The organism is Micromonospora sp. CNZ322, from assembly GCF_007827755.1.
The window spans coordinates 470,877-496,299 of sequence record NZ_VITD01000004.1 but is presented as its reverse complement, the minus strand read 5'-3'; the positions used below and the strand labels follow the sequence as shown (position 1 = coordinate 496,299).

The window sequence follows — 25,423 nt, the reverse complement described above, 5'->3', positions numbered from 1 at the left end:
GTCGGGGGGTACATCCAATTACCGGGTGACGCGCAGCACCCGGAAGCCCTTTTGGCTGGCGTACCGCTCGACCTGCCAGCTCTGCTCGGTGAGCCAGCGTTGCAGCGAGTCGCCGCCGAGGTGCCGGGCGACGACCAACCAGCCGACGCCGTCCGGGGCGAGTCGGGGCAGCCAGCGCAGCAACAGGTCGTGCAGCCCGTCCTTGCCGATCCGGATGGGCGGGTTCGACCAGATCTGGGCGAAGCGGACGCCGTCCGGAACGTCGTCCGGCGCGCTGACCCGGACCCGGTCGGCGGCGCCGACCCGGGCCGCATTGGCGGCGGTCAGCTCGCGGGCCCGGGCGTTGACGTCGACGGCCCAGATGGTGGTGGTGGGCGCGAGGTCGGCCAGCACGCAGCTGATCGGCCCGAACCCGCAGCCGAGGTCGAGCAGGTCGCCGGTGGTGTCGGCGGCGGGCAGCTCGGCCTTGCGCAGCAGCACCGCGGTGCCCGGGTCGAGCCGGCTGGCGGAGAACACCCCGCCGGCCGAGGAGAGCCGGTAGTCGCGGTCGGCGACGGAGAACTCGACCTCGCGCGCCGGGGCGTCGCTGGTGGGCTGAGCGGTGAAGTAGTGGTCGCCGGTCACCCGGCAATTCTCGCACCGGTCCGGGGCGGACCTGACACGGCCCACACGCACATTTCCCCGATATTACCCCCTAAAGGGACAATGGCTCCTACTCTGGGCGACATGGTGTATCGGTACCAGTCCGATGAGGACGCTTTCGAGGAGTACCCGGAGCCCGGGTCCGACCTGTCGGTGCTCGGCGCCGGTCCGCCCCCGGCGGCCGGACCCTCTCCGTCGCGCTTCCCCACGCCGTCGCTGCCCCGGCCGAACCAGCTCTCGCTGCCCTCGTCGCAGCCGACGCCGGCTCGTGCCAATGTGCCGCAGCCCGGTCCGGCCGCCCGCGCCGATGCGTCGCAGCCGCTGCCAACACCTGGCGACATCCCGCCCGCCCCGCCGCGCAGCCAGATCTACACCTCGGCGACGTCGGCGGAGCCGCCCACCCGGCGCGGCGGCGGCCGACTCTGGCAGGTACTGATCGGCGGTGCAGCCGTCCTGGTGCTGCTCGCCCTCTGCGGCCTCGGCGCCGCCGCGCTGCTCATCGACCGCGGCGAGCAGCCGCAGAGCAACCCGACGTACCAGCCGAACGCCGCCCCGACGTCGGCACCGGCGGAACGGCTGGCCCTCGACTCCCGGGACACCGACCAGGCCCCGCTCACCGCCAAGGAGCTCTTCCCCGGCAAGGAGCTGAAGCTCACCGACGGCCAGCCGAGCTACCAGGTGCTCAAGACGCAGTCCAGCGGCAGTTGCGCCGTCGCCTCCACCGACGAGGTGGCCGACCTGCTGGTCCGGCTCGGCTGCAACCAGGTCGTCCGGGCCACGCTGAGTACGCCCGACGACAGCCACCTGGTCACCGCCGGCCTGTTCAACCTCACCGACAAGGTCAGCGCGGAACGAGCCCGAGACCGGCTCCGGCAACTGCTCGACGATCGGCAGGGCCGTTTCCGTGGCCTCACCGCCGACGACGCCGATGGCACCGATGTCCTGGCCAGCGCTCCGGCACGCGTCGGCTGGCAGGTCCGTGGCCACTACCTGGCGTACGCGCTGGTGGTCCGCAAGGACGGGGCGGCGGTCAAGGCGGGTGACGCCAAGGTCCGCGAGATCCTGTTCGACATGATCGAGCTGCACCTCAGCCGGGGCGTGCTGCAGAGCCGGGCCGACGGCGGCACCGCCGCGCAACCGACGACGGCACCTACCGGCAGCAACGCCAACCAGGGCGATCTGCCGGGCAACTGACCCTGCGGACGGTCAACCCTCGATCGGGACCCGCAGCCGGCGGGTGAGGGTGGCGCGGTGGGCGTACTCGGCTGGATCCGCCGGGTAGCCGACGGCGACCAGGGTCAGCCCGCGTGCGGGGGCCACTGTCACCTCGCTGGACCGCTCCCGCTGGGTGAGCAGCGTGCCCGGCCACTCGACCGGGCGGCGGCCGTCCCCGGCCACCAGCATGGCTCCCACCAGGCTGCGCACCATCGCCTGACAGAACGCGTCGGCCTGCACGGTGGCGACCAGGATGCCGTCCGGGTCGCGGCGCCAGTCCAGCCGGGTCACCTCGCGCAGCGTGGTCGCGTGCTCCTTGCGCCGGCAGTACGCGGCGAAGTCGTGCTCCCCCACCAGCCCGGTCGCGGCGGCGTTCAGCGCGGCCAGGTCCAACCCCTTCGGCCAGGCCAGCACCTCGTGGCGGCGCAACGGCTCGGCACCGAAGGGCGCATCGGTGACCCGGTACTCGTAGCGCCGGAAGGTGGCCGAGAACCGGGCGTCGAATTCTGCCGGTACCTCGGTCATCGCCCGTACCCGCACGTCGGTGGGGAGCAGCCGGGCCAGGCGACGCAGCAGCCGTCCCTCGTGCTGCCGCCACACGTCCACGGGCAGGTCCACGTGGCACACCTGCCCCGTGGCGTGCACTCCCGCGTCGGTCCGCCCGGCCACCGTCAACCCGGTGGCCGTACCGGCGCCCAGGACCAGGTCAAGGGTCTCGACGAGCACCCCCGCGACGGTGCGCCTGGTCGGCTGGGCGGCCCAGCCGGAGAAGTCGGTGCCGTCGTACGAGACGTCCAGCCGCAGCCGGATCCGCTCGTCCACCTTGTACCTCCTGTTACGGGTCGGGCCCGACACCCCGATGGGGTGCCGGGCCCGAACGATGCCTGGATCAGGCCTTGTTCTCCTCGGTGGCGAGGTCGCTGTCCTCGCGCGCCTCAGCGGTGTCGCCGGACGCCGAGACCGGCGCCTCCGCGTCCTGGTCGGCGGTCTCCGAGCGCGGAGCATCCTCGGCCGGGGCGAGTGCCTCGACCTTGTCCTGCTGCGCGGCCTTGCGGGCGGCGGTCTTCTTGTTCGCCTTCGGCTCGGCGACCTGAAGCTCCTCCACCAGCTCGATGATGGCCATCGGCGCGTTGTCACCCTTGCGCGGACCGGTCTTCACGATCCGGGTGTAACCGCCGGGGCGGTTGGAGTACCGGGGCGCGATCTGGTCGAACAGGGCGTAGACCACGTCCTTGTCCTTGACCACACCCAGCACCCGACGCCGCGAGGCGAGGTCACCGCGCTTGGCCTTGGTGATGAGCTGCTCGGCCAGCGGGCGCAGCCGCCGGGCCTTCGTCTCGGTGGTCTGGATCTTCCCGTGCTGGAACAGCGCGGTCGCCAGGTTGGCCAGCATCAGCCGCTCGTGCGAGGGGCTGCCGCCGAGGCGGGGGCCCTTGGTGGGCGTGGGCATTTTTGGTGCTCCTCAGTTGTGGCGGCAGCGCGGACTAGAGCTGCTCGGTCTCGCGGTAGTCGTCGGTGTCGTAGTCGGCCTCGCCGAAGGTGTCCACGACGTGCGCCGGGTCGAAGTTCGGAGCCGAGTCCTTCAGCCCGAGACCCATCCCGGCGAGCTTCATCTTGACCTCGTCGATCGACTTCTGACCGAAGTTGCGAATGTCGAGGAGGTCGGCCTCGGTACGCCCGATGAGCTCACCAACGGAGTTGATGCCCTCGCGCTTGAGGCAGTTGTAGGAGCGGACGGTGAGGTCCAGCTCCTCGATCGGCAGAGCGAGGTCCGCCGCCAGCTGGGCGTCCTGCGGGGACGGCCCGATGTCGATGCCCTCGGCGGTCTCGTCCAGCTCCCGGGCGAGCCCGAACAGCTCCACCAGCGTCGAACCGGCGGAGGCCAGCGCGGTACGCGGACCCATCGACGGCTTGGTCTCGACGTCGATGATCAACCGGTCGAAGTCGGTGCGCTGCTCGACACGGGTCGCCTCGACGCGGTACGTCACCTTCAGCACCGGCGAGTAGATCGAGTCGACCGGGATCCGGCCGATCTCGGCGCCGGACTGCTTGTTCTGCGCCGCCGTCACGTAGCCCCGGCCCCGCTCGACGGTCAGCTCCATGTCGAGCCGGCCCTTGCCGTTCAGGGTGGCGAGCTTGAGATCCGGGTTGTGCACCGAGACGCCGGCCGGGGGCTGGATGTCGCCCGCGGTCACGTCGCCCGGGCCCTGCTTACGCAGGTACATGCTGACCGGCTCGTCGTGCTCGGAGCTGACGCACAGCTCCTTGATGTTCATGACGAGCTCGACCACGTCCTCCTTGACACCGGGGATCGTGGTGAACTCGTGCAGCACACCGTCGATCTTGATCGAGGTGACGGCCGCGCCCGGGATCGACGACAGCAGCGTACGCCGCAGCGAGTTACCCAGGGTGTAGCCGAAGCCCGGCTCCAGCGGCTCGATGGCGAACCGGGAACGGGTCTCGTTGATCGACTCCTCGGAGAGGGAGGGTCGCTGGCTGATGAGCATCTTTTCTCTTCTCTTCCGGGGCGCCCGCTATTTGACGCCCACGACACAAACTGTTCCGGTGGCCCGCCCCGAAGGGCGGGCCACCGAACGAGCTCGGACTACTTGGAGTAGAGCTCGACGATCAACTGCTCCTGGACCTGCGTGTCGATGACCTGCCGGGCCGGGAGGGAGTGCACGAGCACCTTCATCTGGCTCGGGATGGCCTCAAGCCACGCCGGAACCGCCCGCGAGCCGGCCTGAGCCTGCGCGACGATGAACGGGGTGAGCTCCTTGCTCTTGCCCCGAACCTCGATGATGTCGTGCTCCTTGACGCGGTACGACGGGATGTCGACCTTCTTGCCGTTCACCGTGAAGTGACCGTGCTTGACCAGCTGGCGGGCCATGTCCCGCGAGTGGGCGTAGCCGGCCCGGTAAACGACGTTGTCCAGCCGCGACTCGAGGATCTGCAGGAGGACCTCACCGGTCTTGGCCTGCTTGCCAACGGCTTCCTCGTAGTAACCGCGGAACTGCTTCTCCAGCACGCCGTAAACCCGGCGGGCCTTCTGCTTCTCACGGAGCTGGAGCAGGTACTCCGTCTCCTTGGTGCGGCCGCGGCCGTGCTGCCCGGGCGGGAACGGCCGGGACTCGAACGGGCACTTCGGACCATCGCACTTGCTGCCCTTGAGGAACAGCTTCATCTTCTCCCGCCGGCAACGGCGGCAGTCTGCACCGGTGTAACGAGCCATCTCTCTCTACCTCTCAGACCCGGCGACGCTTCGGCGGACGGCATCCGTTGTGCGGCTGCGGGGTGACGTCGGCGATCTGCCCGACCTCGAGGCCCACGGCCTGCAGCGAACGGATGGCGGTTTCCCGGCCGGAGCCGGGGCCCTTGACGAACACGTCGACCTTGCGCATGCCGTGCTCCATGGCGCGACGCGCGGCAGCCTCGGCGGCCAGCTGCGCAGCGAACGGAGTCGACTTGCGGGAGCCCTTGAAGCCGACCTGGCCAGCGGAGGCCCAGGAGATGACCGCACCGGTCGGGTCCGTGATGGACACGATGGTGTTGTTGAACGTGCTCTTGATGTGCGCCTGCCCGTGGGCGACGTTCTTGCGTTCCTTGCGCCGGACCTTCTTTACAGCGGCTCCGGCACGAGCCTTCGGTGGCATAAGTCTGTGCGCTCCTAGTTGACTTTCCGGATTGGGTTGCGGCCTGACCCACCTCGGTGGCGGCCGGCCCCGTCATCCGGTCAAGAACTACTTCTTGCCGGGCTTCTTCTTGCCGGCGACGGTCCGCTTCGGGCCCTTGCGGGTCCGGGCGTTGGTCTTGGTCCGCTGGCCACGCACGGGCAGGCCCCGGCGGTGCCGGATGCCGGCGTAGCAGCCGATCTCAACCTTGCGGCGGATGTCAGCGGCGACCTCGCGGCGCAGGTCGCCTTCAACCTTGTAGTTGCCCTCGATGTGGTCGCGGAGCTGCACGAGCTCCTCGTCCGTGAGGTCCCGAGCGCGCTTGTCCGGCGAGATGCCGGTGGCGGCGAGTGTCTCCAGGGCGCGGGTGCGACCGACCCCGAAGATGTAGGTGAGCGCGATCTCCAACCGCTTTTCGCGGGGGAGATCCACGCCGACTAGACGTGCCATGTGCGGGCGTACTCCTCGTGATGTGTGGCGGAGGTGTGGACCCGTCCCACCCCGCTACCGGCCGTCCCGTCTTTCCGACGCGGTGAGCGCCGGCGACCGGGATCGGTCGCTGCCCAAGCGGGCCCCGGCCTCCGACCGGGGGTCAGCCACGCAGAGGTACGTCTGGCGTACCGCTCGCGGCTGGGACGAGCATGTGTGATGTGTGTGTCGCTGGGGATCCACCTGGACCAACGCCACCCGGCCGCGCTCCGGCCGGACGGGCTGAGTCAGCCCTGGCGCTGCTTGTGGCGCGGGTCGCTGCAGATGACCATGACCCGGCCGTGCCGGCGGATAACCCGGCACTTCTGGCAGATCCTCTTGACGCTCGGCTTGACCTTCACGGTTGCCTTACTTCCCATCTGGCCCGGGGACGCGCTCTACGCGACATCGGACGTCGAAGACGGACACGGACTTCCCGGCCGTCGTCAGGACTACTTGTAGCGGTAGACGATGCGCCCGCGGGTCAGGTCGTACGGCGAAAGTTCGACGACGACCCGGTCCTCCGGAAGGATGCGGATGTAGTGCTGCCGCATCTTGCCGCTGATGTGAGCCAACACCTTGTGGCCGTTCGCGAGCTCCACCCGGAACATGGCGTTCGGCAGGGGCTCGATGACCCGACCCTCGATCTCAATGGCTCCGTCTTTTTTCGGCATGTCCTCCGCTGTCCTGACGTCGATTGCTCCGGGCGGCCCACAACGCCTTACACGGAAATCTGATCAGAATCAGAAGCCCGCGCCAGCCGCGGCTCCAGCTCCCACCGAAGCGCAGGGTGGGCATGCCGGAGTGGACGCTGTGCGCCGATCTGAAAGTGTACGCCGGCCTGCAGTCCCCCGCCAAACCGACCACCCACCCCACGGCGCGGCAATCCAAACGGCCCCGCCCCCGGCCCTGTTGATCATGAAGTTATTGTCACGACACGCCCGTATCGGCGGCAATAACTTCATGATCAACAGGGGTTCGGGGAGGTCGGGGGTCGGGGGGGTCAGGGGGTTGTTGGGGGCTGGTCGTCCGTTTTGAGGGCGCGCTTTGCCTGCTTGCGCTCTCGGCGGCGTTGGCGCTTGACGGCCTGGCGTTGGGGCTCCTTCGCGGCCAGCCCGCTGACCGTGCGGACCACCAGCACCGCGCCCCACGGCCCCGCCACCCAGGCCGGCCAGAAGTAGAGCAGGTCCTGGCTGAGCACCGACGTCACCGCCCAGATGGTCACCACGATGGCGATCACCCGCAGGTACGGGAACCACACCTCGGTCATCCAGCGTGCGGTGACGCCCCTGCTGGGGGCCGGATCGAGCTGGTCGCCCAGTGGGCTCACCGTCGACCCGGCAACCGGCGCCAGGCCCGACCGCCGCGCCGGCGTCACCGGCGGCAGGTCGGTGAGCAGCGCCTCAAGGTCGGCGTACGTGCGTGCCGCATAGGCCCGCTGCAACCGCTCGTCGTACTCGTACAGATCCAGTCGGCCCTCGTCGAGGGCGACCCGCAACCGGTCGGCCACCGCCGCACGGTCCGAGTCCGCGGCTCGCATCCCGTCGCGCCCGTCCATGCCGGCAAGCATGCCACCGTCGTGCCACTCCCGCCCGAACGCGGACACCGGTCGATCATGAAGTTGTTGCCCGCCTCACCGGCGTGTCGGGGCTATAACTTCATGATCGACGGCCGGAAGGGCGGTCGAGGCGGGATCAGGGGGTTTTTGTGGCCGCGGGCTGGCGAGCGGTCACCAGGTCCCCCAGGCGCGCCCGGCCACCGTCGAACGCGGTGAGCACCCAGACGCCGTCCGGCAGCAGCGCCATCGAGTGTTCGACGTGCGCGGCCACCGAGCCGTCCCGGGTGACGACCGTCCACCCGTCGGCCAACTCAGCCGTACGCGGGGACGCCATGGTGATCATCGGCTCGATGGCCAGGGCCATCCCGGGGACCAGTCGCGGACCCTTGCCCGGCCGACCGTGGTTGAGCACGTGTGGGTCCTGGTGCATCTCGGTGCCGATGCCGTGCCCGCCGTAGCCGTCGACGATGCCGTACCGGCCGCCCTTGCGGACAGCGGTCTCCACGGCGTGCGAGATGTCGGTGAGGCGGCCCTTGCCGCTGGCCGCGCCACGCGCCGCGGCGGCGATGCCGGCCCACATCGCGTCCTCGGCGACCTCGGCCATCTTCAGCAGCGCCGGGTCGACGTCACCGACCCCGACCGTGATCGCGGAGTCGCCGTGCCACCCGTCCAGCACCGCGCCGCAGTCGATGGAGATCAGGTCACCGGCCTGGAGCACCTGCTTCGGCGACGGGATGGCGTGCACGATCTGCTCGTTGACCGAGGAGCAGATCGACGCCGGAAAACCGTGGTAGCCCTTGAACGACGGAACGCCGCCCGCCTCTCGGATGGTCGCCTCGGCGATGGCGTCCAGATCGGCGGTGCTCACACCGGGGGCGACAGCCTCCCGCATCCGGCGCAGCGCCTCGGCCACCACCAGCCCGGCGGCCCGCATCTTCTCGATCTGGTCAGGGGTCTTCAGCTGGATGTCCAGCTGGGGACGACGCATGGAGCGTTTACCTTTCGTTGCCGAACAGCGGGGCACATAACGCGTACCCCGCTGTTCGCACTCTATCCGCCGTGGCCCGGCCGGACCTCAGCCGCCGTACGACCGCAACGCGTCGATGGCCCGGGTGGTGACGTCCTCCACCGGCCCGGTGGCGTCGATCCCGACCAGCTTGCCCTGAGCGCCGTAGTAGTCGACCAGGGGTGCGGTCTTCTCGCTGTACTCACGAAGCCGCGTGGCGATCGTTTCCGGCTTGTCGTCGTCGCGCTGGAACAGCTCGGCGCCGCACCGGTCACAGATGCCGGGCCGGGTGGTGGCGTCGAACTCGACGTGCCAGATCTTGCCGCAGCCCCGGCAGGTACGCCTGCCGGAGAGCCGCCGGATCACCTCGTCGTCGTCGACGACCAGCTCCAGGACCAGATCCAGGGCGGTGCCCAGATCGGCCAGGAGCTTGTCCAGAGCGGCCGCCTGCGGAGTCGTCCGCGGGAAGCCGTCGAGCAGGAAACCCTCGCTGGCGTCGGGCTCGGCCAGCCGGTCCCGGACCATGTTGATGGTGACCTCGTCCGGAACCAGCTCGCCCGCGTCCATGTACCGCTTCGCCTCGACACCGAGCGGCGTGCCCTGGGTGACGTTCGACCGGAAGATGTCTCCGGTCGAAATCTTCGGCACCGAGAGGTGCGCGGCGATGAACTCGGCCTGCGTGCCCTTGCCCGCGCCCGGCGGGCCAACCAGAACGAGTCTCATCTACCGCAGGAACCCTTCGTAGTTCCGCTGCATGAGTTGGCTCTCGATCTGCTTCACGGTCTCCAGACCGACGCCGACCATGATGAGCACAGCGGTGCCGCCGAACGGGAAGTTCTGGTACTGCTGGTTGTCCAGCCAGATGAAGAAGAAGTTCGGCAGGATCGAGATGACGCCGAGGTAGAGCGCGCCCGGCAGGGTGATCCGGCTGAGGATGAAGTCCAGGTAGTCGGCGGTCGGCTTGCCCGGGCGGATACCCGGCACGAACCCGCCGTACTTCTTCATGTTGTCCGCGACCTCGGTCGGGTTGAACGTGATCGAGACGTAGAAGTACGTGAAGAAGATGATCAGCAGGAAGTAGACCGAGATGTAGATCGGGCTGCTCGGGTTGACCAGGTTGTTCTGGATCCACGACTGGGTCTTGCCCGGGTCGGTCTGGTCGAAGAACTGCAGCGCCAACTGCGGCAGGTAGAGCAGCGACGAGCCGAAGATGACCGGGATCACACCCGCCTGGTTGACCTTGAGCGGGATGTAGGTCGAGGTGCCGCCGTACATCCGCCGGCCGATCATCCGCTTGGCGTACTGCACCGGGATCCGGCGCTGCGCCTGCTCGATGAAGGTGACAGCGGTGATGACCACCAGGACCAGCGCGATGACCAGGGCGAACATGTCCCAGCCCTTGCTGGTCTTGATCTGCCAGCCCTCGCTGGGCAGCCGCGCCGCGATCGAGGTGAAGATCAGGACGGACATGCCGTTGCCGACGCCACGGTCGGTGATCAGCTCACCGAGCCACATGACCATGCCGGTGCCGGCGGTCATCGTCATCACCAGGATGGCCAGGGTCAGCCAGTCCGGGATGCCGGTGCCGGTCGGGATGATCGGGAACTGGTCGCACTTGTTCTGGAACAGCTGGCCCGAGCGGGCCAGGGCCACGAACGCCGAGGCCTGCAGCACACCGAGACCGAGGGTCAGGTAGCGGGTGTACTGGGTGATCTTCGCCTGACCGGCCTGGCCCTCCTTGCGGAGCTGCTCAAGGCGGGGGATCACGACGGTCAGCAGCTGCAGGATGATCGACGCGGTGATGTAGGGCATGATGCCCAGCGCGAAGACCGAGAGCTGTAGCAGCGCTCCGCCGGAGAAGAGGTTGAGAAGGTTCACCACCCCGGTGGTGTCACCCTGGATGGTGTCGAGGCACTTCTGCACGTTGCCGTACGAGACGCCCGGGCTGGGGAGCGTTGCACCCAGCCGGTAGACCGCGATGATGCCTACTGTGAACAGCAGCTTCTTGCGCAGGTCAGGCGTACGGAACGCACTGAGAAAGGCGGACAGCAACTTCTTCCTCCTGCGCGAGGCGGGCCGCCGGTGATCCCTGGCGGGTCGGGGTGGATCACGGGCGAGTGCCCGCAATCCATGGCTGGGATGGGACTCTAACAGCCTCACCCCGGTCCGGGCAGATGCGCCCGACTACATAAATCGATTCCGATGTTACCGGGCGCTCAGGCCCCAGGCAGACCATGGCGCCCGCCAGTTGCTCTCAACTGGACGGGCGCCATGGTCGTACGCCTTACAGCTCGGTGGCGGAGCCACCGGCAGCAGCGATCTTCTCCTTGGCCGACGCACTGAACGCGTGCGCGGACACCTGGAGCGCCACACCGCCGAGGTCCCCGGTGCCGAGGACCTTGACCGGGTGACCCTTGCGGACCGCGCCGGACTCGACGAGCTCCAGCGGGCCGACCTGACCACCATTCGGGAACAGCTCAGCGAGTCGGTCCAGGTTGACCACCTGGAAGACCACCTTGAACTTGTTCTTAAAGCCCTTCATCTTCGGCAGGCGCATGTGGATGGGCATCTGCCCACCCTCGAACGCCGCCGAGATGTTCTTGCGGGCCTTGGAGCCCTTGGTACCGCGACCAGCGGTCTTGCCCTTGGAACCCTCACCGCGACCCACACGGGTCTTCGCGGTCTTGGAACCGGGCGCCGGGCGCAGGTGATGCACCTTGATCGTCATTACTCGACCTCCTCGACCTTCACGAGGTGGCTCACAGTGAAGATCATGCCGCGGATCTCGGGCCGGTCCTCCTTGACCACCACGTCGTTGATCCGCTTGAGACCGAGCGAACGCAGCGACTCACGCTGGTTGTGCTTGGTCCCGATACCGGACCGGAGCTGGGTGACCTTCAGGCGTGCCATCAGTGCGCCACCCCCGCACGCGACGCCAGCATGGCGGCCGGCGCGACGTCCTCCACCGGCAGACCACGACGCGCCGCGACCTGCTCGGGGGACTCAAGCCCCTTCAGGGCCGCCACGGTGGCGTGCACGATGTTGATCGGGTTCGACGAACCGAGGCTCTTGGAGAGCACGTCGTGGATCCCAGCGCACTCCAGCACGGCACGCACCGGTCCACCGGCGATGACACCCGTACCGGCCGAGGCCGGCTTGAGCAGCACCACACCAGCGGCGTCCTCACCCGTCACCGGGTGCGGGATCGACTGACCGATCCGCGGGACCTTGAAGAAGTGCTTCTTGGCCTCCTCGACACCCTTGGCGATGGCCGCGGGCACCTCCTTGGCCTTTCCGTAGCCCACGCCGACCGTGCCGTCGCCGTCGCCAACGATCACCAGGGCGGTGAAGCTGAAGCGACGACCACCCTTCACGACCTTGGCGACGCGGTTGATCGCGACGACCCGCTCAAGGTGCGGGGTCTTCTCGACGGGCGCGTTTCCGCGGCCGCCCTCACGGCGGTTGTCGCGGCGACCACCCTCGTTGCCACCGGACCCGCCGCCACGGCGCTGTTGACCTGGCATCAGCAGCCTTCCTTCTCTCTCGTGACGGGGTTGTTAGAACTCGAGCCCGGCTTCGCGGGCGGCGTCGGCAAGCGCGGCGACTCGCCCCGCGTACCGGTTGCCGCCGCGGTCGAAGACGACCTTGGAGACGCCGGCGGCCTTGGCCCGCTCGGCGAGCAGAGCGCCCACCTTGCCAGCCAGGGCGCTCTTGTCGCCCTCCGCACCGCGCAGCGAGGCGTCCAGGGTCGACGCCGACGCCAGGGTGTGACCCTTGGTGTCGTCGACGACCTGGGCGACCATGTGCCGCAGCGAGCGGGTGACGACCAGGCGCGGACGCTCGGCCGTACCGCTGACGTTCTTGCGGACGCGGAAGTGTCGACGCGCACGCCCAACGGCGCGCTTGGCGGCGACACCGCGGCGGCGCTTGAGCAGCGTGGCGCTCACTTCTTACCTGCCTTTCCAGCCTTGCGGCGGATGACCTCGCCCTGGTACTTGACGCCCTTGCCCTTGTAGGGCTCCGGCGGGCGGATCTTCCGGATGTTGGCGGCGACCTCACCGACCTGCTGCTTGTCGATGCCAGCCACGTGGAACAGGGTCGGCCGCTCCACCGTGAAGGTGATGCCCGCCGGGGCGGGGACGACCACCGGGTGCGAGAACCCGAGCGCGAACTCGAGGTCCGAACCCTTGGCGGTGACCCGGTAACCGGTGCCGGCGATCTCCAGGCTCTTACGGTAGCCCTCGGTGACCCCGACGATCATGTTTGCAACCAGCGTACGGCTCAGGCCGTGGAGTTCCTTGGCCTTGCGCTCGTCGTTCGGCCGGTTGACGCTCAGCTGCCCATCCTCGGCCCGCTCGACCGTGATCGGCTCGGCGAGGGTGTGCTGGAGCTGGCCCTTGGGGCCCTTGACCTTGACGGTCTGCCCGTCGATCGTGATGTCGACGCCGGCTGGCACCGGGATCGACTTACGTCCAATTCGCGACATTTCTACCTGTCTCCCGTTACCAGACGAAGGCGAGGACTTCCCCGCCAACACTCCGCTTGCGGGCCTGCCGGTCGGTCAGCAGCCCCTGGGACGTCGAAATGATCGCCACGCCCAGCCCACCGAGCACCCGCGGGAGCCCGTCCGACTTGGCGTACACCCGGAGACCGGGCTTGGACACGCGCTTGATGCCGGCCAGGCTCCGCTCGCGGTTCTGGCCGTACTTCAGCTCGACGACCAGTCGCTTGCCGACGGCGCCCTCCTCGGGCTCCTCGACCGACCAGGTGGCGATGTAACCCTCGGCCTTCAGGACCTCGGCGATGTTCGCCTTGATCTTGGAGTAGGGCATCTTCACCTGATCGTGGTACGCCTGGTTGGCGTTACGCAGACGCGTGAGCATGTCTGCGATCGGGTCGGTCATCGTCATGGATTTCGTCAGCCTTTCTCGCCGGGGTTCCCGGGGCATCAGCCCCGGGCCTACGGCGAAGAGCAATACCTAATCGGTGCAGGAGTTCCCGGCCGACGGCCGGGACGCGGTCGCCCTTACCAGGAAGCCTTGGACACGCCCGGCAGCTCACCGCGGTGAGCCATCTCCCGGATGCAGACCCGGCAGAGCCCGAACTTGCGGTAGACCGCCTTCGGACGCCCGCACCGCTGGCAGCGGGTGTACGCGCGAACCGAGAACTTCGGCTTCGCGGCCGCCTTGATGATCAGCGCCTTCTTGGCCATCTCAGTTCTCCTTGAACGGGAAGCCCAGGAGCTTGAGCAGCGCCCGGCCCTCGTCGTCGGTCGTGGCGGTCGTGACCACCGTGATGTCCATGCCCCGCTGGCGATCGATCCGGTCCTGGTCGATCTCGTGGAACACCGACTGCTCGGTCAGACCGAACGTGTAGTTGCCGTGCCCGTCCAGCTTGCGCCCGTCCAAGCCGCGGAAGTCGCGGATACGCGGAAGCGCGATGGAGAGCAGCCGGTCCATGAACTCCCACATCCGGTCGCCGCGAAGGGTGACCTTCGCGCCGATCGGCATGCCCTCGCGCAGCTTGAACTGCGCGATGGACTTGGTCGCCCGCCGCACCTGCGGCTTCTGGCCGGTGATCGTGGCGAGGTCGCGGACCGCGCCGTCGATCAGCTTGGCGTCGCGAGCAGCCTCGCCGACACCCATGTTGACGACGATCTTGACCAGCCGCGGCACCTGCATGGGGTTGCCGTAGCTGCGCTGCTCACGCAGCTGGGCCACGATCTCGTTGCGGTACCGCTCCTTGAGGCGCGGCAGGGTCTTTTCGGTAGCCGTGGTCATCACAGGTCCTTACCGGTGCTACGCGCGATGCGGACCTTCTGGCCGTTGTCGTCGATCCGGTAACCGACGCGGGTCGGCTTGCCGTCGGAGTCCAGGACCTGCACGTTCGAGACGTGGATCGGGGCCTCCTGAGTGACGATGCCGCCGGTCTTGGCGCCACGCTGGGTGGTGCTGATGCGGGTGTGCTTCTTGACCCGGTTCACGCCCTCGACCAGGACCTTGTCCTGCCGCGGGTAGGCCTGAATGACCTTGCCCTTGGCACCCTTGTCCTTGCCGGCGATGACGACGACCGTGTCGCCCTTCTTGACCTTCACGGTCACAACACCTCCGGCGCGAGGGAAATAATCTTCATGAACCGCTTGTCCCGCAGCTCCCGGCCCACCGGGCCGAAGATACGGGTTCCACGCGGGTCCCCGCCGTCCTTGATGATGACGGCGGCGTTCTCGTCGAAGCGGATGTACGAGCCGTCCGGACGCCGCCTCTCCTTGGCCGTGCGAACGACGACAGCCTTGACGACGTCGCCCTTCTTCACACCGGCACCCGGGATCGCGTCCTTGACCGTGGCCACGATGACGTCGCCGATACTCGCGTAGCGCCGACCCGAGCCACCGAGAACCCGGATGCACAGGATCTCCCGAGCACCCGTGTTGTCGGCGACGCGCAGTCGCGACTCCTGCTGAATCACGTCTATCTCCTATGTCTGCCGGTTCTCCGGCCGCCGTAGCGGCCGGAGCCTGGCGGAACCTACGCCCGACGCAACGCCGGGCGAGCTCGAGCCTTCGCTACTTGGCCTTTTCCAGGATCTCCACGATCCGCCAACGCTTGGTGGCGCTCAGCGGCCGGGTCTCCATGATGAGAACCCGGTCACCGGTGCCAGCGGCGTTCTGCTCGTCGTGCACCTTCAGCTTGGCCGTACGGCGCATGATCTTGCCGTACAGCGCGTGCCGAACCCGGTCCTCGACCTCGACAACGACGGTCTTGTCCATCTTGTCGCTGATCACCAGGCCCTCGCGGACCTTGCGGCGCGACCGCGCGGCGGCGGTGGCGGTCTCTTCGGTCATGATGCAGTCACCTCAGTCGGCGCGGCCGAGAGCCCCAGCTCACGCTCACGCATGATCGTGTAGATCCGGGCAATCTCCCGACGGATGACCTGCAACCGCCGGTTGTTGTCCAGCTGCCCGGTTGCGGCCTGCACGCGGAGGTTGAACAGCTCCGCCTTGGCCTCCCGCAGCTTCGTGACCAGCTCCTCTTCGGAGAGCTCACGCAGCTCGGTCGCCTTAACGCCCGCTGCCATCAGGATTCACCCACTTCGCGCGTAACAATGCGGCACTTCATCGGGAGCTTGTGGATCGCGCGACGCATGGCCTCTCGCGCGGTCTGCTCGTTGGGGAAGGACATCTCGAAGAGAACCCGCCCCGGCTTGACGTTGGCGACCCACCACTCGGGCGAACCCTTACCGGAACCCATCCGGGTCTCGGCAGGCTTCTTGGTGAGGGCCTGGTCCGGGAAGATCGTGATCCAGACCTTGCCACCACGCTTGATGTGGCGAGTCATCGCGATACGTGCCGACTCGATCTGCCGGTTCGTCACGTACGCCGGCTCGAGAGCCTGGATCCCGAACTCGCCGAACACCACCCGGTTACCACCCTTGGACGCGCCACTGCGGTCCGGGTGGTGCGGCTTGCGGAAGCCCTTCGGGGGCTTGCGCGGCATCAGCATCTGTCAGCCCTCCTGCTGCGTTTCTGCCGGAGCAGCAGTGGCGGCGACAGCTGCGCTGTCGACCGGCTCGCCGCTCGGCGTCTCGGCCTGCTGCGCGATGGTGGTCGCAGCAGCCCGACCGGCCTCGGTGCCACCAGCCGTGGTGCCGGACGAACCCGACCGGCCACGGCGCGGACGCTCGGGACGGTCGCCGCGCTCACCACGACGCGGGCGGGACGGACCGGCCTCGGCCGGAGCTTCCCGGCCCGGGACGGCGTCGCCCTTGTAGATCCAGACCTTCACACCGATCCGACCGAACGTGGTACGGGCCTCGAAGAAGCCGTACTCGATGTTGGCCCGCAGCGTGTGCAGCGGAACCCGGCCCTCACGGTAGAACTCGGTCCGGCTCATCTCGGCGCCGCCGAGGCGACCCGAGACCTGAACCCGGATGCCCTTGCAGACCGGGTTCTTCATCGCCGACTGCATGGCCTTGCGCATCGCCCGACGGAAGCTGACCCGGCTGGACAGCTGCTCGGCCACGCCCTGCGCGACCAGCTGAGCGTCCGACTCGGGGTTCTTCACCTCGATGATGTTCAGCTGAACCTGCTTGCCGGTGAGCTTCTCAAGCTCGCCGCGGATCCGGTCGGCCTCCGCACCCTTACGGCCGATGACAATGCCCGGCCGGGCGGTGTGGATGTCGACCCGGACCCGGTCGCGGGTGCGCTCGATGTCGACCTTGGAAATCCCGGCACGCTCGAGGCCCTTGGACATCATGCGGCGGATCTTGACATCCTCGCCGATGTAGTCCTTGTAGAGCTTGTCCGCGAACCAGCGGGACTTCCAGTCGGTCGAGATGCCGAGCCGGAACCCAGTGGGGTGAACCTTCTGACCCATTACTCGGCGTCCTCCGTCTTGCTCTGCGCTTCGGCCGGTGCGGCCTCCGTGGCCGGGGCGGCCTTCTTCGCCGCGGCCTTCCTCGGCGCTGCCGGCGCGACCGCTTCGACCGCCACAGTGATGTGGCAGGTGCGCTTGCGGATTCGGTACGCCCGACCCTGCGCCCGCGGCTGGAACCGCTTCATCGTCGGGCCCTCGTCCACGAAGGCCTCGCTGACGAGCAGCGCGTCGGGGTCCAGCCGCTCGTTGTTCTCCGCGTTGGCGATCGCGCTAGCGAGCACCTTGTACACCTGCTCGCTCGCAGCCTGCGGCGCGAACTGCAGCACCGTGAGCGCCTCCTTCGCGGGCAGGCCGCGGACGAGGTTGACCACCCGGCGCGCCTTCATCGGCGAGATGCGCACGTGCCGCGCAACCGCCCGCGCGCCCGGAAGCACCGGAGCGTCGCCCTTTCCTGGCATCGCTGTAACCCCTTGTTCCCTCTATCCGTATGCCCGCGGCGTCAGCGCCGACGGCTCTTCCGGTCGTCCTTCTCGTGACCCTTGAACGTGCGGGTCAGCGCGAACTCGCCGAGCTTGTGCCCGACCATCGCCTCGGTCACGAACACCGGGACGTGCTTGCGTCCGTCATGCACGGCGATCGTGTGCCCCAGCATCTCGGGGATGATCGTCGAGCGCCGCGACCAGGTCTTGATCACGTTCTTGGAGCCCTTGTCGTTCTGAACTTCCACCTTCTTGAGCAGGTGGTCGTCTACGAACGGGCCCTTCTTCAGGCTGCGAGGCATGTCTTATCTCCCTCAGCCGCGCTTACGCGTGGCGTAGCGGCGGCGGACGATCAGCCGGTCACTCGGCTGGCCCTTACGGCGGGTGCGGCCCTCGGGCTTACCCTGCGGGTTGACCGGGTGGCGACCACCGGAGGTCTTACCCTCACCACCACCGTGCGGGTGGTCGACCGGGTTCATGGCGACACCACGGACGGTCGGGCGCTTGCCCTTCCACCGCATCCGGCCGGCCTTACCCCAGTTGATGTTCGACTGATCGGCGTTGCCGATCTCGCCGACGCTGGCGCGGCAGCGCACGTCCACCCGCCGGATCTCGCCGGACGGCATACGAAGGGTCGCGTACGCGCCCTCGCGGCCGAGCAGCTGGATGCCGACGCCGGCGGAACGGGCCAGCTTGGCCCCGCCACCCGGACGCAGCTCCACGTTGTGAATCGTGGTACCGACCGGGATGTTGCGCAGCGGCAGGTTGTTACCCGGCTTGATGTCGGCGCCCGGGCCGGACTCGACACGGTCGCCCTGCTTCATGTCCTTCGGCGCGATGATGTATCGCTTCTCGCCGTCGGCGTAGTGCAGCAGCGCGATGCGCGCCGTGCGGTTCGGGTCGTACTCGATGTGAGCGACCTTCGCCGGCACGCCGTCCTTGTCGACCCGCTTGAAGTCGATCAGACGGTACTGACGCTTGTGACCGCCACCGTGGTGCCGCGTGGTGATCCGGCCGTGGGCGTTACGCCCGCCCTTCTTCGGCAACGGAGCCAGCAGCGACTTTTCCGGCGTGGACCGGGTGATCTCGGCGAAGTCAGCGACACTCGAGCCACGTCGGCCCGGCGTCGTCGGCTTGTACTTACGGATAGCCATTGTCTACACCCCTCAGCTGACCGGGCCGCCGAAGGCCTCGATGCGGTCACCGTCAGCCAGCTTCACGATCGCCCGCTTGGTCGCCTTGCGCTGACCGAAGCCGGTCTTGGTGCGCTTGCGCTTACCCTGGCGGTTGAGCGTGTTGACCGTCAGGACGCGGACGTTGAAGATCTGCTGGATAGCGATCTTGATCTCGGTCTTGTTCGCGTCCGGGTGCACCAGGAAGGTGTACCAGTTCCGGTTCAGCTCGCTGTAGCTCTTCTCCGAGACGACCGGCGCCACGATGATGTCGCGCGGGTCGGCGATCGTGCTCACTTGCCACCCTCCTCGGTGGTCTCGGCGGGCACGCCCAGGAACTCGTCCAGGGCGTCCTTGGTGAAGACCACGTCGTCGGCCACGAGCACGTCGTACGTGTTCAGCTGGCCGGACTCGATCAGGTGCACGCGCGGCTCGTTGCGCAGCGACACCCAGTTCAGCTCGTCGGTGCTGCTCAGCACGACCAGGACCCGACGGGCCTCGGTGAGCTTGGTCAGCGTGGCCAGGGCCGCCTTGGTCGACGGCTTCTCGCCCGAGACGAACGCCTCGACGACGTGCACCTGCCCGGCGCGGGCCCGGTCGGAGAGGGCACCCCGCAGAGCGGCGGCCTTCATCTTCTTCGGGGTCCGCTGGCTGTAGTCGCGCGGCACGGGACCGTGCACGACGCCACCGCCGGCGAACTGCGGCGCGCGGATCGAGCCCTGCCGGGCGCGACCGGTGCCCTTCTGCTTGTACGGCTTCTTGCCGCCACCGGCGACCTCGCCGCGGGTCTTGGCCTTGTGCGTGCCCTGTCGGGCCGCCGCGAGCTGGGCCACCACGACCTGGTGCATCAGCGCGACGTTGGCCTGCACGTCGAAGATGTCCTCCGGCAGCTCCACGGAGCCGCTGGTGGTGCCTTCGACGGTGCGCACGTCAACGGTGGTCACTTGGCCGCACCGCCCTTCTTCACCTTGCTCTTGGCCGCGGTACGGACCAGAACGAGCGCGCCCTTGGGACCAGGAATGGCACCCCGGACGAGCAGCAGGTTGTTCTCGGTGTCGACCGCCTGGACGGTGAGGTTCTGCACGGTGTACCGAACGCCACCCATACGACCGGCCATCCGGGTGCCCTTGAAGACACGACCCGGAGTGGCGCAGGCGCCGATGGAGCCGGGCGAGCGGTGCTTGCGCTCGACGCCGTGCCCGGCGCCCAGGCCGTGGAAGCCGTGCCGCTTCATCGGGCCGGCGTAGCCCTTGCCCTTGGTCTTGCCGGTGACGTCGATGGTGACGCCGGCCGGGAACTCCTCGACCGTGACTTCCTGGCCGAGCGAGTATTCCCCAGCGTCAGTGGTGCGCAGCTCGACGATGTGCCGGCGCGGCGCCACGTCCGCCTTGGCGTAGTGCCCGCTGATCGGCTTCTTGACCTTGCGCGGGTCGATGGTGCCGTACGCGAGCTGGACCGCGGAGTAACCGTCCTTCTCGGCGCTACGAACCTGGCTGATGACGCACGGGCCGGCCTCGACCACGGTCACGGGAACAACACGGTTGTTCTCCCAGACCTGGGTCATGCCGAGCTTGGCGCCCAGGATCCCCTTGACTTGCCTGTCCATTTGTCCGGTCCCTACAGCTTGATCTCGATGTCGACGCCAGCCGGCAGGTCGAGGCGCATGAGCGAGTCGACCGTCTTCGGGGTCGGGTCGATGATGTCGATCAGCCGCTTGTGCGTGCGCATCTCGAAGTGCTCGCGCGAGTCCTTGTACTTGTGCGGCGAGCGGATAACGCAGAAACGGTTGATCTCCGTGGGCAGCGGCACCGGGCCCGCGACCTGCGCCCCGGTGCGCGTCACCGTCTCGACGATCTTCCGAGCCGAGGAGTCGACGACCTCGTGGTCATAGGCCTTGAGCCGGATGCGGATCTTCTGTCCCGCCATGGTGGCTTCTGTTCCTTCTCTCGATGCCGCTGTGTTGCGGGCGCCTGTACCGGCTGGCACAGGCCCACTTCGCCGACCCCCGCGGTCGGGCGTGTCGCGCCCTCGGGCCGAGCTCCGCCCCTAGGTACCGGAGTGGTGCTGACCGCACGGGGGGTCAAGGCGCCGATCGCATTACCGCGACCTGAACGCCGTGCGAGGGTGGTTGGCGACTGGGCCGCCAACCACCCTACGCTCGACTGCCTCGCCACCCGGAGGTTCAGCGGAAGCCGAACACAGGCGACGAACTGTCGTTACGCAACCTGACTAGTATGCCGCACGACCGGCGGCGGGTCTAATCGGGGTTACCTAGTTCACTTGTTAATCTTGGTGACGAACCCGGCGCCGACGGTGCGGCCACCCTCGCGGATCGCGAACTTGAGGTTCTCCTCCATGGCGATGGGCTGGATCAGCTTCACCGACATGGACGTGTTGTCACCCGGCATGACCATCTCGGTGCCCTCGGGGAGGGTGACGACACCGGTGACGTCAGTGGTCCGGAAGTAGAACTGCGGGCGGTAGTTCTGGAAGAACGGGGTGTGACGGCCACCCTCCTCCTTGGAGAGGATGTAGACCGTCGCCTCGAACTCCGTGTGCGGGGTGTTCGAGCCCGGCTTCACGACGACCATGCCGCGCTCGACCTCGTCGCGCTTGGTACCACGCAGCAGCAGGCCGACGTTCTCGCCTGCGCGGGCGTCGTCCAGGGTCTTCCGGAACATCTCGATCGCGGTGACCTTGGTCTTGAAGCTCTTCTCCTTGATACCGACGAGCTCAACATCCTCGTTTGGCAGGAGAACGCCGCGCTCCACGCGACCGGTGACGACGGTGCCACGACCGGTGATCGTGAAGACGTCCTCAACCGGCATCAGGAACGGCTTGTCAACCTCGCGCTCCGGCTGCGGGATCGAGGTGTCGACAGCGGTCATCAGGTCCAGCAGCTTGCCGGTCCACTCGGGGTCACCCTCGAGGGCCTTCAGCGCCGAAACCCGAACGACCGGCAGGTCGTCACCCGGGTACTCCTGCGAGGAGAGCAGCTCACGGACCTCGAGCTCGACGAGCTCCAGGAGCTCCTCGTCATCGACCATGTCGCTCTTGTTGAGCGCCACGACGATGTACGGCACACCGACCTGACGGGCCAGCAGCACGTGCTCGCGGGTCTGCGGCATCGGGCCGTCGGTCGCCGCGACCACCAGGATCGCACCGTCCATCTGCGCGGCACCGGTGATCATGTTCTTGATGTAGTCGGCGTGCCCAGGGCAGTCGACGTGCGCGTAGTGCCGCGACTCGGTCTGGTACTCGACGTGCGCGATCGAGATCGTGATGCCGCGGGCCTTCTCCTCCGGCGCCTTGTCGATCTCGTCGAACGGCGTGTAGGGGTTCAGGTCCGGGTACTGGTCGTGCAGGACCTTGGTGATGGCCGCCGTCAGCGTCGTCTTACCGTGGTCGATGTGACCAATGGTGCCGATGTTGACGTGCGGCTTAGTCCGCTCGAACTTAGCCTTCGCCACTGGTGTCCTCCTGTGGACTTCTTGGTTCGTACGCCCGGCGCGCCGGTCGGCGCTTAGGACTCTGTCGACAGCCTTTCCGGCCTGACGGCCGGAGAGCCTTTGTGGGTTCTGCGGCGATGAAGCCTACAGGCCCGGTCTCACGCGATCCGATCGTGGTGGCCGCGGGCGGGTGAAACCTCCCGCGACCAACCACGAATCACCTGCTCAGAGCGCTACTCGCCCGTTGCCTTGGCGATGATCTCCTTCGCGACGCTCTGCGGAACCTCGGCGTAGGAGTCGAACTGCATGCTGTAGCTAGCCCGGCCCTGGGTCTTCGACCGCAGGTCGCCGACGTAGCCGAACATCTCCGACAACGGCACCAGGGCCCGGACGATGCGGGCGCCGCTGCGCTCCTCCATCGCCTGGATGATGCCGCGGCGGGAGTTGAGGTCACCGATGACGTCACCCATGTTCTCCTCAGGAGTGGTGACTTCAACGGCCATCATCGGCTCGAGCAGTGCCGGATCGGCCTTGCGGGCCGCGTCCTTCATCACCATCGAGCCGGCGATCTTGAATGCCATTTCCGACGAGTCGACCTCGTGGTACTGGCCGTCAAGCAGGGTCAGCTTCACGCCGACCAGCGGGAAGCCCGCCAGGATGCCGTACTGCAGCGCGTCCTGCGCACCGGCGTCCACCGAGGGGATGAACTCCCGGGGGATGCGGCCGCCGCTGACGGCGTTGGCGAACTCGTAGGTCGGCGAGTCGTTGTCCAGCGGAAGCGGCTCGACGCTCACGATCACGCGGGCGTACTGGCCGGAACCACCGGTCTGCTTCTTGTGGGTGTACTCGACCTTGTCCACCTTGCGGCGGATGGTCTCGCGGTACGCCACCTGCGGCTTGCCGACGTTCGCCTCGACGTTGAACTCGCGGCGCATCCGGTCGACCAGGATGTCCAGGTGCAGCTCACCCATGCCGGAGATGACCGTCTGACCGGTCTCCTCGTCCAGCTGGACGCGGAAGGTCGGGTCCTCCTCGGCCAGGCGCTGGATGGCCGTGCCCAGCTTCTCCTGGTCGGACTTGGTCTTCGGCTCGATCGCCACCGAGATGACCGGCTCCGGGAAGGTCATCGACTCCAGGATCACCGGGTTCGCCGGGTCGGAGAGAGTGTCGCCGGTGGTGGTCTGCTTGAGACCCTGCACGGCGATGATGTCGCCGGCCTGCGCCGACGGACGCTCTTCCCGCTTGTTGGCGTGCATCTGGTAGATCTTGCCGATCCGCTCCTTGCGGTCCTTGGTGGAGTTGACCACCTGGGAACCGGAATCGAGCGTGCCGGAGTAGACCCGCACGTAGGTGAGCTTGCCCAGGTGCTTGTCCGTCTGGATCTTGAAGGCCAGGCCGGAGAAGGGCTCCGAGTTGGACGGCTTACGCAGCAGCGGGGTCTCGCCGTCGGTGGCCGTACCCTCGATCGCCGGAACGTCCAGCGGCGACGGCAGGAAGTCGACCACGGCGTCGAGCATGGGCTGAACGCCCTTGTTCTTGAACGCCGAGCCGCAGAGCACCGGGTTGGCCTTGCCGGCGATGGTGGCACGCCGGATGGCGGCCTTGATCTCCTCGACGGAGATCTCCTCGCCCTCCAGGTACTTCTCCATCACCGCGTCGTCGACGTCGGCCAGGGTCTCCATCAGCTTCTCGCGCCACTCGGCCGCGGAGTCGGCCAGCTCGGCCGGGATCTCCTCAACCGCGTAGTCCTCACCCTTCTGGGTCTCCCCGCGCCAGGTGAGCGCGCGCATGCCGATCAGGTCGACGACACCGATGTGGTCACCCTCGAGCCCGATCGGGATCTGGAGCACCAGCGGGGTGGCGTTCAGCCGGTCGATCATCATCTGCACGCAGCGGAAGAAGTCGGCGCCGGTCCGGTCGAGCTTGTTGACGAAGCACATACGCGGGACGTTGTACTTGTCGGCCTGCCGCCAGACGTTCTCCGTCTGCGGTTCCACGCCGGCGACACCGTCGTAAACCGCGACCGCACCATCCAGGACCCGCAGCGACCGCTCGACCTCGACCGTGAAGTCGACGTGGCCAGGCGTGTCGATGATCTGGATCGTGTGGTCTTTCCACTCACACTTGGTAGCAGCGGAGGTGATGGTGATACCACGCTCCTGCTCCTGCTCCATCCAGTCCATGACGGCAGCGCCCTCGTGGACCTCACCGATCTTGTACGTGATGCCGGTGTAGAACAGGATTCGCTCGGTGGTCGTGGTCTTACCGGCATCGATGTGCGCCATGATGCCGATGTTGCGTACCTTGGCGAGCGCGTCTGCGGCGGCCACTTCAATCCCTACTTATCGTCGTCTCGACTCAACTGGTGGCGGTTCCGGCGCCCGAAGGCGCCGGAACCAGGGTGTTACCAGCGGTAGTGCGCGAAGGCCTTGTTCGACTCGGCCATCTTGTGCGTGTCCTCGCGCCGCTTGACGGCGGCACCGAGGCCGTTGCTCGCGTCCAGCAGCTCGTTCATCAGCCGCTCGACCATGGTCTTCTCGCGCCGGGCGCGGGAGTACGTGACCAGCCAGCGCAGGCCCAGGGTGGTCGCCCGGGTCGGGCGGACCTCGACCGGAACCTGGTAGGTGGCGCCACCGACACGACGGCTGCGCACCTCGAGGGTCGGCTTGACGTTGTCCATCGCCCGCTTGAGGGTGACGACCGGGTCGGTGCCGGACTTCTCGCGGCAGCCCTCGAGGGCCGCGTACACGATGGACTCGGCGAGCTGACGCTTGCCGCGGAGCAGGATCTTGTTCACCAGCTGGGTGACCAGCGGCGAGTTGTACACCGGGTCAGCGACCAGTGGCCGCCGCGGAGCGGGTCCCTTACGCGGCATGTCAGCTCTTCTCCTTCTTCGCGCCGTAACGGCTGCGCGCCTGCTTGCGGTTGCGGACACCCTGGGTGTCCAGCGAGCCGCGAACGATCTTGTAACGCACGCCGGGGAGGTCCTTCACACGGCCGCCGCGAACGAGCACGATCGAGTGCTCCTGCAGGTTGTGACCGACGCCGGGGATGTAGGCGGTCACCTCGATCTGGCTGCTGAGCTTCACGCGAGCGACCTTGCGCAGCGCCGAGTTCGGCTTCTTCGGGGTGGTGGTGTACACGCGGGTGCACACGCCGCGCCGCTGAGGGGAACCCTTCAGCGCCGGGGTCTTGGTCTTGGTCGTCTTCGCCTGGCGGCCCTTTCGGACCAGCTGCTGGATCGTGGGCACCGGGTTTCTCCGCTCCCTTCGGCCGCATCCGCGGCCGCGCCGTCTGCTCGTTAGCCGGCCTGATGACCGGCTCTCCTACATTCCGACCAGGGTCGCCTTGCGGAGACCCCGGCACCCGCGGTCGGGCGTGTCGCCCTCGT

The 25,423-nt window shown here is 67.8% G+C and carries 39 protein-coding genes; 1 reads left to right on the top strand and 38 read right to left on the bottom strand.

Features of this window, described 5'->3' with window-relative positions; translation table 11 throughout:
- Positions 1 to 18: 18 nt before the first annotated feature.
- The gene (locus tag FB453_RS13745; protein ID WP_145790315.1) at positions 19 to 624 is read right to left on the bottom strand and encodes a methyltransferase; all 606 of its coding nucleotides are present in this window, start codon (positions 622 to 624) and stop codon (positions 19 to 21) included.
- Positions 625 to 726: 102 nt separating this feature from the next.
- Here FB453_RS13745 and FB453_RS13740 point away from each other — a divergent pair, with 102 nt between their 5' ends.
- The gene (locus FB453_RS13740; RefSeq protein WP_486480259.1) at positions 727 to 1,836 is read left to right on the top strand and encodes a hypothetical protein; all 1,110 of its coding nucleotides are present in this window, start codon (positions 727 to 729) and stop codon (positions 1,834 to 1,836) included.
- Positions 1,837 to 1,848: 12 nt separating this feature from the next.
- Here the strand turns inward: FB453_RS13740 and truA are convergent, their stop codons facing one another.
- From truA to rpsL, 37 genes are all read right to left on the bottom strand, one after another.
- Complete coding sequence (truA, locus tag FB453_RS13735; RefSeq protein WP_145790311.1) at positions 1,849 to 2,679, bottom strand: tRNA pseudouridine(38-40) synthase TruA; 831 nt, start codon at positions 2,677 to 2,679, stop codon at positions 1,849 to 1,851.
- Between the two features lie 67 nt (positions 2,680 to 2,746).
- The gene (gene rplQ / locus FB453_RS13730; protein ID WP_112584824.1) at positions 2,747 to 3,307 is read right to left on the bottom strand and encodes a 50S ribosomal protein L17; all 561 of its coding nucleotides are present in this window, start codon (positions 3,305 to 3,307) and stop codon (positions 2,747 to 2,749) included.
- A gap of 34 nt (positions 3,308 to 3,341) precedes the next feature.
- Positions 3,342 to 4,364: a DNA-directed RNA polymerase subunit alpha gene (locus FB453_RS13725; RefSeq protein WP_007465227.1), complete on the bottom strand. Its 1,023-nt coding sequence runs from the start codon at positions 4,362 to 4,364 to the stop codon at positions 3,342 to 3,344.
- Between the two features lie 98 nt (positions 4,365 to 4,462).
- Positions 4,463 to 5,089: a 30S ribosomal protein S4 gene (rpsD, locus tag FB453_RS13720; protein WP_112584822.1), complete on the bottom strand. Its 627-nt coding sequence runs from the start codon at positions 5,087 to 5,089 to the stop codon at positions 4,463 to 4,465.
- A gap of 13 nt (positions 5,090 to 5,102) precedes the next feature.
- Positions 5,103 to 5,510, bottom strand: a complete 408-nt coding sequence (gene rpsK, locus FB453_RS13715; protein WP_030329919.1) for a 30S ribosomal protein S11 — start codon at positions 5,508 to 5,510, stop codon at positions 5,103 to 5,105.
- Positions 5,511 to 5,597: 87 nt separating this feature from the next.
- The gene (gene rpsM, locus FB453_RS13710) at positions 5,598 to 5,978 is read right to left on the bottom strand and encodes a 30S ribosomal protein S13 (protein ID WP_030329917.1); all 381 of its coding nucleotides are present in this window, start codon (positions 5,976 to 5,978) and stop codon (positions 5,598 to 5,600) included.
- Positions 5,979 to 6,244: 266 nt separating this feature from the next.
- Positions 6,245 to 6,358: a 50S ribosomal protein L36 gene (gene rpmJ / locus FB453_RS13705; protein ID WP_088952025.1), complete on the bottom strand. Its 114-nt coding sequence runs from the start codon at positions 6,356 to 6,358 to the stop codon at positions 6,245 to 6,247.
- A 90-nt stretch (positions 6,359 to 6,448) separates the two neighbouring features.
- Positions 6,449 to 6,670: a translation initiation factor IF-1 gene (infA, locus tag FB453_RS13700; protein ID WP_007073013.1), complete on the bottom strand. Its 222-nt coding sequence runs from the start codon at positions 6,668 to 6,670 to the stop codon at positions 6,449 to 6,451.
- 329 nt (positions 6,671 to 6,999) lie between these two features.
- Positions 7,000 to 7,536, bottom strand: coding sequence for a DUF1707 SHOCT-like domain-containing protein (locus tag FB453_RS13695; protein ID WP_486480263.1), 537 nt, complete (start codon positions 7,534 to 7,536; stop codon positions 7,000 to 7,002).
- 154 nt (positions 7,537 to 7,690) lie between these two features.
- A complete protein-coding gene (gene map / locus FB453_RS13690) occupies positions 7,691 to 8,542 on the bottom strand; it encodes a type I methionyl aminopeptidase (protein ID WP_091402377.1) in 852 nt (283 codons plus the stop codon).
- A gap of 87 nt (positions 8,543 to 8,629) precedes the next feature.
- A complete protein-coding gene (locus tag FB453_RS13685) occupies positions 8,630 to 9,283 on the bottom strand; it encodes an adenylate kinase (protein ID WP_088950228.1) in 654 nt (217 codons plus the stop codon).
- Positions 9,284 to 10,612, bottom strand: a complete 1,329-nt coding sequence (gene secY / locus FB453_RS13680) for a preprotein translocase subunit SecY (protein ID WP_124860510.1) — start codon at positions 10,610 to 10,612, stop codon at positions 9,284 to 9,286.
- A 232-nt stretch (positions 10,613 to 10,844) separates the two neighbouring features.
- The gene (gene rplO, locus FB453_RS13675; protein ID WP_088950230.1) at positions 10,845 to 11,288 is read right to left on the bottom strand and encodes a 50S ribosomal protein L15; all 444 of its coding nucleotides are present in this window, start codon (positions 11,286 to 11,288) and stop codon (positions 10,845 to 10,847) included.
- Positions 11,288 to 11,470 carry a 50S ribosomal protein L30 gene (gene rpmD / locus FB453_RS13670; protein ID WP_007465262.1) on the bottom strand — a complete coding sequence of 61 codons (183 nt, stop codon included), beginning with the start codon at positions 11,468 to 11,470 and terminating at the stop codon, positions 11,288 to 11,290. The genes rplO and rpmD overlap by 1 nt, the downstream gene beginning before the upstream one ends.
- Entirely contained in the window at positions 11,470 to 12,084 is a 615-nt protein-coding gene (gene rpsE, locus FB453_RS13665) for a 30S ribosomal protein S5 (protein WP_074314587.1), read from the bottom strand. The genes rpmD and rpsE overlap by 1 nt, the downstream gene beginning before the upstream one ends.
- Before the next feature lie 33 nt (positions 12,085 to 12,117).
- Positions 12,118 to 12,507 (bottom strand): 50S ribosomal protein L18, encoded by a 390-nt coding sequence (gene rplR, locus FB453_RS13660; protein WP_091402381.1) that lies wholly within the window; start codon positions 12,505 to 12,507, stop codon positions 12,118 to 12,120.
- Positions 12,504 to 13,046 (bottom strand): 50S ribosomal protein L6, encoded by a 543-nt coding sequence (rplF, locus tag FB453_RS13655; RefSeq protein WP_091402383.1) that lies wholly within the window; start codon positions 13,044 to 13,046, stop codon positions 12,504 to 12,506. Before rplF ends, rplR begins: the two co-directional genes overlap by 4 nt.
- Before the next feature lie 16 nt (positions 13,047 to 13,062).
- A complete protein-coding gene (rpsH, locus tag FB453_RS13650) occupies positions 13,063 to 13,470 on the bottom strand; it encodes a 30S ribosomal protein S8 (RefSeq protein WP_007465270.1) in 408 nt (135 codons plus the stop codon).
- A 116-nt stretch (positions 13,471 to 13,586) separates the two neighbouring features.
- Positions 13,587 to 13,772 carry a type Z 30S ribosomal protein S14 gene (locus FB453_RS13645; RefSeq protein ID WP_007465272.1) on the bottom strand — a complete coding sequence of 62 codons (186 nt, stop codon included), beginning with the start codon at positions 13,770 to 13,772 and terminating at the stop codon, positions 13,587 to 13,589.
- A gap of 1 nt (position 13,773) precedes the next feature.
- Positions 13,774 to 14,340: a 50S ribosomal protein L5 gene (rplE, locus tag FB453_RS13640; protein WP_091402385.1), complete on the bottom strand. Its 567-nt coding sequence runs from the start codon at positions 14,338 to 14,340 to the stop codon at positions 13,774 to 13,776.
- Positions 14,340 to 14,660 (bottom strand): 50S ribosomal protein L24, encoded by a 321-nt coding sequence (gene rplX, locus FB453_RS13635; protein WP_172899047.1) that lies wholly within the window; start codon positions 14,658 to 14,660, stop codon positions 14,340 to 14,342. Before rplX ends, rplE begins: the two co-directional genes overlap by 1 nt.
- On the bottom strand, positions 14,657 to 15,025 hold the full coding sequence (gene rplN / locus FB453_RS13630) for a 50S ribosomal protein L14 (protein ID WP_007465279.1): 369 nt from the start codon (positions 15,023 to 15,025) through the stop codon (positions 14,657 to 14,659). The genes rplX and rplN overlap by 4 nt, the downstream gene beginning before the upstream one ends.
- Positions 15,026 to 15,122: 97 nt before the next feature.
- Positions 15,123 to 15,401, bottom strand: coding sequence for a 30S ribosomal protein S17 (gene rpsQ / locus FB453_RS13625; protein ID WP_030489590.1), 279 nt, complete (start codon positions 15,399 to 15,401; stop codon positions 15,123 to 15,125).
- Entirely contained in the window at positions 15,398 to 15,634 is a 237-nt protein-coding gene (rpmC, locus tag FB453_RS13620) for a 50S ribosomal protein L29 (protein WP_007465283.1), read from the bottom strand. Before rpmC ends, rpsQ begins: the two co-directional genes overlap by 4 nt.
- Positions 15,634 to 16,059: a 50S ribosomal protein L16 gene (gene rplP, locus FB453_RS13615; protein WP_053653940.1), complete on the bottom strand. Its 426-nt coding sequence runs from the start codon at positions 16,057 to 16,059 to the stop codon at positions 15,634 to 15,636. Before rplP ends, rpmC begins: the two co-directional genes overlap by 1 nt.
- Before the next feature lie 3 nt (positions 16,060 to 16,062).
- Positions 16,063 to 16,932 carry a 30S ribosomal protein S3 gene (gene rpsC / locus FB453_RS13610; protein ID WP_091402401.1) on the bottom strand — a complete coding sequence of 290 codons (870 nt, stop codon included), beginning with the start codon at positions 16,930 to 16,932 and terminating at the stop codon, positions 16,063 to 16,065.
- Entirely contained in the window at positions 16,932 to 17,390 is a 459-nt protein-coding gene (gene rplV, locus FB453_RS13605; RefSeq protein WP_007465297.1) for a 50S ribosomal protein L22, read from the bottom strand. The genes rpsC and rplV overlap by 1 nt, the downstream gene beginning before the upstream one ends.
- 41 nt (positions 17,391 to 17,431) lie before the next feature.
- Positions 17,432 to 17,713 (bottom strand): 30S ribosomal protein S19, encoded by a 282-nt coding sequence (rpsS, locus tag FB453_RS13600; protein WP_007465299.1) that lies wholly within the window; start codon positions 17,711 to 17,713, stop codon positions 17,432 to 17,434.
- A 12-nt stretch (positions 17,714 to 17,725) separates the two neighbouring features.
- Positions 17,726 to 18,565: a 50S ribosomal protein L2 gene (gene rplB, locus FB453_RS13595; RefSeq protein ID WP_088950237.1), complete on the bottom strand. Its 840-nt coding sequence runs from the start codon at positions 18,563 to 18,565 to the stop codon at positions 17,726 to 17,728.
- Between the two features lie 12 nt (positions 18,566 to 18,577).
- Positions 18,578 to 18,880, bottom strand: coding sequence for a 50S ribosomal protein L23 (gene rplW / locus FB453_RS13590; RefSeq protein ID WP_007465304.1), 303 nt, complete (start codon positions 18,878 to 18,880; stop codon positions 18,578 to 18,580).
- Positions 18,877 to 19,527, bottom strand: coding sequence for a 50S ribosomal protein L4 (gene rplD / locus FB453_RS13585; RefSeq protein ID WP_030489587.1), 651 nt, complete (start codon positions 19,525 to 19,527; stop codon positions 18,877 to 18,879). The genes rplW and rplD overlap by 4 nt, the downstream gene beginning before the upstream one ends.
- On the bottom strand, positions 19,524 to 20,189 hold the full coding sequence (rplC, locus tag FB453_RS13580; protein WP_091402403.1) for a 50S ribosomal protein L3: 666 nt from the start codon (positions 20,187 to 20,189) through the stop codon (positions 19,524 to 19,526). Before rplC ends, rplD begins: the two co-directional genes overlap by 4 nt.
- An 11-nt stretch (positions 20,190 to 20,200) precedes the next feature.
- On the bottom strand, positions 20,201 to 20,509 hold the full coding sequence (gene rpsJ / locus FB453_RS13575; RefSeq protein WP_007073037.1) for a 30S ribosomal protein S10: 309 nt from the start codon (positions 20,507 to 20,509) through the stop codon (positions 20,201 to 20,203).
- Positions 20,510 to 20,859: 350 nt separating this feature from the next.
- Complete coding sequence (gene tuf, locus FB453_RS13570) at positions 20,860 to 22,053, bottom strand: elongation factor Tu (protein ID WP_030489585.1); 1,194 nt, start codon at positions 22,051 to 22,053, stop codon at positions 20,860 to 20,862.
- 212 nt (positions 22,054 to 22,265) lie between these two features.
- Positions 22,266 to 24,362, bottom strand: coding sequence for an elongation factor G (gene fusA / locus FB453_RS13565; RefSeq protein WP_030489584.1), 2,097 nt, complete (start codon positions 24,360 to 24,362; stop codon positions 22,266 to 22,268).
- Positions 24,363 to 24,436: 74 nt separating this feature from the next.
- Positions 24,437 to 24,907 carry a 30S ribosomal protein S7 gene (gene rpsG, locus FB453_RS13560; RefSeq protein WP_007465317.1) on the bottom strand — a complete coding sequence of 157 codons (471 nt, stop codon included), beginning with the start codon at positions 24,905 to 24,907 and terminating at the stop codon, positions 24,437 to 24,439.
- 1 nt (position 24,908) lies between these two features.
- On the bottom strand, positions 24,909 to 25,283 hold the full coding sequence (gene rpsL, locus FB453_RS13555; RefSeq protein WP_007465318.1) for a 30S ribosomal protein S12: 375 nt from the start codon (positions 25,281 to 25,283) through the stop codon (positions 24,909 to 24,911).
- Positions 25,284 to 25,423: the final 140 nt, after the last annotated feature.